Source organism: Janthinobacterium sp. PSPC1-1 (genome assembly GCF_049897625.1).
In the GTDB taxonomy this organism is placed as follows: Bacteria; Pseudomonadota; Gammaproteobacteria; order Burkholderiales; family Burkholderiaceae_D; genus Janthinobacterium; species Janthinobacterium tructae.
In genome coordinates this window covers 1,669,139-1,675,475 of record NZ_JAFCWP010000001.1, presented here as the reverse complement: position 1 = coordinate 1,675,475, position 6,337 = coordinate 1,669,139, and the positions used below count along the sequence as shown (strand labels likewise).

The following is a 6,337-nucleotide window of genomic DNA, read 5'->3' as shown; positions in this document are numbered from 1 at the left end:
CCCACATCAAGGCCTTCTGAGTCTCGGTGTAATAAATGCGTGGTTTCTGTTTCATCTTCAACACTCCTGTAACCTGGGCGTTTAGGTTAGAGTGTTGCGACCACCGATTGAATCCGCAGGCGAAAGCAGACGTTCCTCAACCGCGAACTGGCAACGACAGCAAGAACTCGCCCGCGCCTCAAACCATGGTTCCCCGGGCCCAGCGGGCCTGAAAAATGGCCAGGGCAAGGCGCGCGGGCGAAGACAGTACGCATGTACGGCGAGCCCAAGCAACGCAGCCATGGACATTTTCTCAGGCCCGCGACTCCGGCCCGCCGTTCAAAACAATACAATCACTGAACACGCGCCAGGTACTGTGCCAGCTGGCCAAACGTCGCCTTGAACCCCTGCTTCATCGATTCAAACCCCTGCTTGAAAGTCTCATGCTGCTCATCCGTCGCCTTGTGCGGCGTCGACCGTAACGTCATCGTCGTCTTGCCGTTTTCCTCGGTGAGTGTCATGGTATTGAACGATTCCAGCGGCCAGGTGGCGCTGACGGGATGCTGCACGGGGTTGCCTTGCTTGTCGGCGAACGACAGGATGGAAACGATCCTTTCCGGCGCTTCGATCTGCTGGTAGGTGAACTTTCCCCACATCTCGTAGCCGTTGTCGGCACGCATGCCGTAGTGGAAGATGCCGCCCGGCTGCAAGTCCAGCGCCAGCACGCTCAATTCAAAGCCGACGGGACCCCACCACTGGGCCAGGCGCTCCGGCTCCACCCACGACTGGAATACCAGTTCGCGCGGCGCGTCGAAGGTTTGCGTGATGACAAAGTCGCTGCTGTCGCGGTGCTGTCCTTCCTGCTTCTGTTCTGCGGTGGCCATGCTCTCTCCTGTGTTGGTGGACTGGCAGTTAATGTAACAGTGGCACCGAAAATGGGAAAGCCCTGTACGCCAGCCATTGAGCGTAGGTCGGGTTAGCGCAACGCGCGTAAGCCGACAACATTGTTGGCACGGCCGTTGGTGGTGTCGGATTACGCGCTTGCGCGCTAATCCGACCTACCTGGCTTTACCAGCCGATGCCACCTGGTCGAGGATATGCTTGGGCACGGCCGCATAGTGCTTGAATTCCATCGTATAAGTGGCGCGGCCCTGGGTCAGCGAACGTAGGGTGGTGGAATAGCCGAACATTTCGGCCAGCGGAACCAGGGCCTTGACGATGCGCCCCGCGCCGCCGGGGATGTCGTCGACGCCCTGCACCATGCCGCGGCGCGCCGTCAAATCGCCCATGACGTTGCCCATGAACTCTTCCGGCGTTTCCGCCTCCACCTGCATCATCGGCTCCAGCAACACAGGGTGGGCTTTGCGCATGCCGTCCTTGAAGGCGATGGAACCGGCCATGCGAAACGCGTTTTCATTCGAATCGACGTCGTGGTAGGAACCGAAGGTGAGCGTCGCCTTGACGTCCACCACGGGGTAGCCGGCCAGCACGCCGGCCTTTAACGTTTCAGCGATGCCCTTGTCGACGGCGGGAATGAATTCGCGCGGCACCACGCCGCCCTTGATGGCGTCGACGAACTGGTAGCCCGTACCTGGCGGCAAGGGTTCCAGTTTCAGCACTACGTGGCCGTACTGGCCCCGTCCGCCCGACTGTTTGACGAACTTGCCCTCGATATCTTCCACCGTGCGCGTGATGGTTTCGCGGTAAGCCACTTGCGGCTTGCCGACATTGGCTTCCACGCCGAATTCGCGCCGCATGCGGTCAACTAAAATTTCCAGGTGCAATTCGCCCATGCCCGACATGATGGTCTGGCCCGATTCCTCGTCCGTGTGCACCTTGAACGACGGATCTTCCTGCGCCAGCCGGTTCAGGGCGATACCCATCTTTTCCTGATCCGCCTTGGTCTTTGGTTCGACCGCCTGGGAAATCACGGGTTCCGGGAAAATCATCTTTTCCAGCACGATGATGTGGTCGATGGCGCACAGGGTGTCGCCCGTGGTGACGGCCTTCAGGCCCACGGCGGCGGCGATGTCGCCCGCATACACTTCCTTGATTTCCTTGCGCTCGTTCGCATGCATCTGCAGGATGCGCCCCAGCCGTTCGCGCGCGCTCTTGGTGGGGTTGTAGACCATGTCGCCCGAGTTCACCACGCCCGAATACACGCGGAAGAAGGTCAGCTGCCCCACGAACGGGTCCGTCATGATCTTGAAGGCCAGCGCGGCAAAGTGCTCCTCGTCCGTCGGATGGCGTTCCACCTCGTTGTCGTGCTCGTCGTGGCCCATGATGGGCGGCACTTCCATCGGCGACGGCAGGTACTCGATGACGGCGTCCAGCATCGCCTGCACGCCCTTGTTCTTGAAGGCGCTGCCGCACAGCATGGGCACGATCTCGTTGCGGATGGTGCGCGCGCGCAAGGCTTGCTTGAGTTCCGCTTCCGTGAACGTGTCGCCATTCAGGTAGCGTTCCGTCATGTCGAGGCTGGCTTCGGCCGCGTGCTCGACCATGTGGTCGTGCCACTCCTGCGCCTGTTCCCGCAGTTCGGCGGGAATCTCGCCATAGCTGAACTGTACACCCTGACTGGCGTCGTCCCAGGTGATGGCGCGCATTTTTAACAGGTCGATCACGCCCGTAAAATGCTCTTCGGCGCCGATGGGCAGCTGGATGGGCACGGCCACGCCTTTCAGGCGCTCGCCGATCTGCTTGCGCACGCGCAAGAAATCCGCGCCCACCCGGTCCATCTTGTTGATGAAGGCGATGCGCGGCACATGGTATTTATTGGCTTGCCGCCACACGGTTTCCGATTGGGGCTGCACGCCGCCGACGGCATCGTAGACCATCACGGCGCCGTCGAGCACGCGCATCGAGCGCTCCACCTCGATCGTGAAATCCACGTGACCGGGCGTGTCGATGATGTTGATGCGGTGTTCGGGGAAGTTGCCGGCCATGCCTTTCCAGAACGCCGTGGTGGCGGCCGAGGTGATGGTGATGCCCCGTTCCTGCTCCTGTTCCATCCAGTCCATGGTGGCGGCGCCATTGTGCACTTCGCCGATCTTGTGATTCACCCCGGTGTAGAAAAGGATACGCTCGGTGGTGGTGGTCTTGCCGGCGTCGATATGGGCGCTGATGCCGATGTTGCGGTAGCGCTCGATAGGTGTTTTGCGGGTCATCACAATCTCCATGGCTAGCCCCGGCACGACTGGGTTTGCGTCGGTTTTTCAGTGTAGCAGACATCGATTTGCAGGGCGTCCAGTGACCCGTTTTTACCGTGCGCGCAACACTAACACTAACGCGCACGCGCGTTGCACAGGGCAAACAAGAGTTTCGGCTATACTTTCAACTTTATTAATCCATCAAAGATTAATCAAAATCAATACGCACCGTAAATTGTCGTGCAAGGCGAGACCGCCGGCATGCCAGACCAGGTGCGCACCGAATGACATGCCCCACTCAGCCTATGACTACCCGACTAAGAAAAATAATCCTCTCCTCCCTGCTGGCGTCGCCAGCGCTGGCCATGGCCGGCGAACTGGAACAGCAAATGCAGCGTTGCGCCGTGCTCGGTGACGCCAGCGCCCGCCTGGGCTGCTTCGACACCCTGGCCAAGGCGGCGGAAAAAGCCACCATCGCCGCCGGTGGCGATCCCGCCGCTGCGGCCGTGACCCTGGCAGCGGCCGCCGAGGTCGCCCCCCTCACGCCAGTCAGCCCACCTGGCGTGGCCACGCCGGACGCCGTCAACGCTGCCATTCCCGCCATCGCCCAGGCTGGTGCGGCGCCGCCGGAAGCGCCGATTTCGCGCACGCAGCAATCGTGGGAACTCAACGATGCCTCGAAGCGCGGCCTGTTCAACTTCCGCCCGCACCGCGACACCTATCTGCTGCTGGCCAACTACAGCGACGCCTCGAACGACGAGCCGTTCCAGGATTTCACGCCAGGCGGCGTCAAGAGCCAGCATGTGGAATTGACCTTCCAGCTGAGCTTCAAGATGAAGCTGCTGGAAGACATCGCCGGCACGCCCATCGACATGTGGTTCGGCTACACGCAGCAAAGTTTCTGGCAGGCATATAACCGCAAGGCTTCGAGCCCGTTCCGCGAGACCAACTATCAGCCGGAATTGATGCTGGTCTTGCCGATCAACAAGAACTTTGCCGGCGTGGAATTCAATTACCTGAATTTCGGCCTGGTGCACCAGTCGAATGGCCAGACCTCGACCCTGTCGCGCAGCTGGAACCGCGTGTATGCCGAGCTGGGCGTGGAAAAAGACAACCTGGCCGTCACGACGCGCGTCTGGCACCGCCTCGACAATGGCAAGACCGACAATGACAATATCGACATCACCGATTACATGGGACATGGCGACTTGCGCGTGAGCTACCGTAACAAGGGTCACGAGTATGCCGTGACGGCCCGCCGCAATTTCAGCAAGAAGCATGGTTCGATGCAGGCCAGCTGGGCTTTCCCATTGAAAGCCAACCTGAAAGGCTATCTGCAACTGTTCTCCGGCTATGGCCAGAGCTTGATCGACTACAACTATTCGCAGAAATCGATCGGTGCCGGTTTCATGGTCGACCTCTAAGCAGCACAGTGACAGAAATGAAAATGGCGCCAAGGGCGCCATTTTTTATTATTGGGAAGTAAATTTCAACGCCGCCCGCCGCCCAGCACACGGGCCGGCAGCATGACGATGGCGCGCAGCAGTTCGAACACGCCTTCCACGCCGATGCCGATCAGGCGCAATGGCAGCAACAGCAACCAGGCCAGCGGATAAAGCACGAGCGCCAGCAAGGCCAGGGGCCAGCACACCAGCAAGAGCAGCAACCACAGCACAAATCCCAGCATCGCGTTCCCCTCGAATAAAATGTGCGGAGCAAGCCGTGCTTGCCCCGCTACCGTGACAGCACTATAGTAAAGCGCCGCCACGGCGGCAACGGCCATGCGATGAACTGCACCATGCGGGGATGGACTGGATAAAAACGGGGATGAGCGGTAGTTGGCGCGCAGCTTACTGGCCGACGCAAATCACTTTCGTGATGTATTCATGCGCATTCGGCTTCTTGCTGCTGGCCCATTTGATGGCCTGGTTGGCCTCTTCGATGGTCAGGATGCTGGCCTTTTCCTTCGACTTGATGAAGGACACGCCTTCAAACACGCCTTCCTTGCTGCGCATTACCTTGGCAAACACGGGCGGCTTGGTCTCGCCATCGCTGATTTTGTTCTGTTGCACGAGGTAACGCTGATCGATCTGTTCCATGATAATAAAGCTGTCCAGTGGGTAAAAGACGGAATATACCCTGAATGGACAAACGCCGCAGGACGAAATGCCCGCAGCGTTGTCTTTACATTAATGATACTTACGCGTAGACGGCGTTTTGTACCACCGGTTGCAAGTTGACATCGTAAATCACCTGGGCGCGGATCGACGCTTCCAGCGAAGGGATCGAACCGCCCGCGCGGTACTGGAAACTCACTTGCAGCACGTCGCCCGCCTTCACGGCCACCGGCGCGGCCAGCGGCAGACACATGTAGTGGTTCAGCCAGTCGATGGTGGTCGAACGTTCGGGCACCACGGCCAGGATGTTCTTGGTGACGAAGCGCAAGGCGTTCAGGGTGCCGCTGCGCTCGACGACGAACTTGCCGTCGAAACCGAATATGCTGTCCGTCGGCTGGCTGAAGTCGATGATGCTGTACACGGCCGGCGGCGCCAGTTCCTGCACGCCCGGGTGGATGGCCGCGGTTTCCTGGAATTGCACGATGGGCGCATGAAAGCCCTCGAAGTCGTATTCCTGCTGCATCGGCTGCACGGCCATAATGACGGCTTCGGGCAGGAAGATGGGCAGCGGACCGCCAAAGCGGGCCAGGTAGCGGCGCTTGAACGATTCGATCACTTCCACCTGCTTTTCGCGCAGCATGCCCACATGGATCATTTCGCAAATGACCACATCGACGGGCTCGGGCGGCAGGAATTCAAAAGCGTCCGCGTGCACGACTTCGACTTTTTCCCCGTTGGGATTGAGCGCCAGCATCTTGCGCGCTTCCTTGACCATGTCCGGATTGAATTCCACGCACCAGACCTTGTCGGCGCGCGCGGCCGCAAACCACGACAGCACGCCCGTGCCGCCGCCCAGCTCCACCACCTTCATGCCGGGTTTTACCGCGTAATCGATCGCCGACTTGAAGCCGTGCATGCGGTTCTGGTCCATCAACATATTGTGGTGGTAATGGACGGGTATAAATTGCCCCAGGTAACAACTCTCGATTTCTCGTTCATTCAGCATGTCTGTCCTCTTGGAGTCTGGCTCCGATGGCCGATCGGTTTTGTCATTCCAGAAAGCAGTGATATCGCACGGGCTGCGCGCGGGGC

At 59.8% G+C, this 6,337-nt stretch carries 6 protein-coding genes; 1 reads left to right on the top strand and 5 read right to left on the bottom strand.

Features of this window, described 5'->3' with window-relative positions; genetic code table 11:
- Positions 1-332 precede the first annotated feature (332 nt).
- Together ACP7EG_RS07505 and fusA are read right to left on the bottom strand one after the other, a co-directional pair.
- Positions 333-863 (bottom strand): SRPBCC family protein, encoded by a 531-nt coding sequence (locus tag ACP7EG_RS07505; protein ID WP_071077259.1) that lies wholly within the window; start codon positions 861-863, stop codon positions 333-335.
- A 174-nt stretch (positions 864-1,037) separates the two neighbouring features.
- Positions 1,038-3,146: an elongation factor G gene (gene fusA, locus ACP7EG_RS07500; protein WP_426087110.1), complete on the bottom strand. Its 2,109-nt coding sequence runs from the start codon at positions 3,144-3,146 to the stop codon at positions 1,038-1,040.
- A 287-nt stretch (positions 3,147-3,433) separates the two neighbouring features.
- Between fusA and ACP7EG_RS07495 the strand changes: the two genes are divergently transcribed.
- On the top strand, positions 3,434-4,552 hold the full coding sequence (locus ACP7EG_RS07495; RefSeq protein WP_426087109.1) for a phospholipase A: 1,119 nt from the start codon (positions 3,434-3,436) through the stop codon (positions 4,550-4,552).
- A gap of 65 nt (positions 4,553-4,617) precedes the next feature.
- Here ACP7EG_RS07495 and ACP7EG_RS07490 read toward each other — a convergent pair whose 3' ends face one another.
- From ACP7EG_RS07490 to ACP7EG_RS07480, 3 genes are all read right to left on the bottom strand, one after another.
- The gene (locus tag ACP7EG_RS07490; protein ID WP_096235523.1) at positions 4,618-4,815 is read right to left on the bottom strand and encodes a hypothetical protein; all 198 of its coding nucleotides are present in this window, start codon (positions 4,813-4,815) and stop codon (positions 4,618-4,620) included.
- 163 nt (positions 4,816-4,978) lie between these two features.
- Positions 4,979-5,227 carry a hypothetical protein gene (locus ACP7EG_RS07485; protein WP_071077256.1) on the bottom strand — a complete coding sequence of 83 codons (249 nt, stop codon included), beginning with the start codon at positions 5,225-5,227 and terminating at the stop codon, positions 4,979-4,981.
- Positions 5,228-5,327: 100 nt separating this feature from the next.
- Positions 5,328-6,251 carry a methyltransferase domain-containing protein gene (locus ACP7EG_RS07480; RefSeq protein ID WP_426087108.1) on the bottom strand — a complete coding sequence of 308 codons (924 nt, stop codon included), beginning with the start codon at positions 6,249-6,251 and terminating at the stop codon, positions 5,328-5,330.
- Positions 6,252-6,337: the final 86 nt, after the last annotated feature.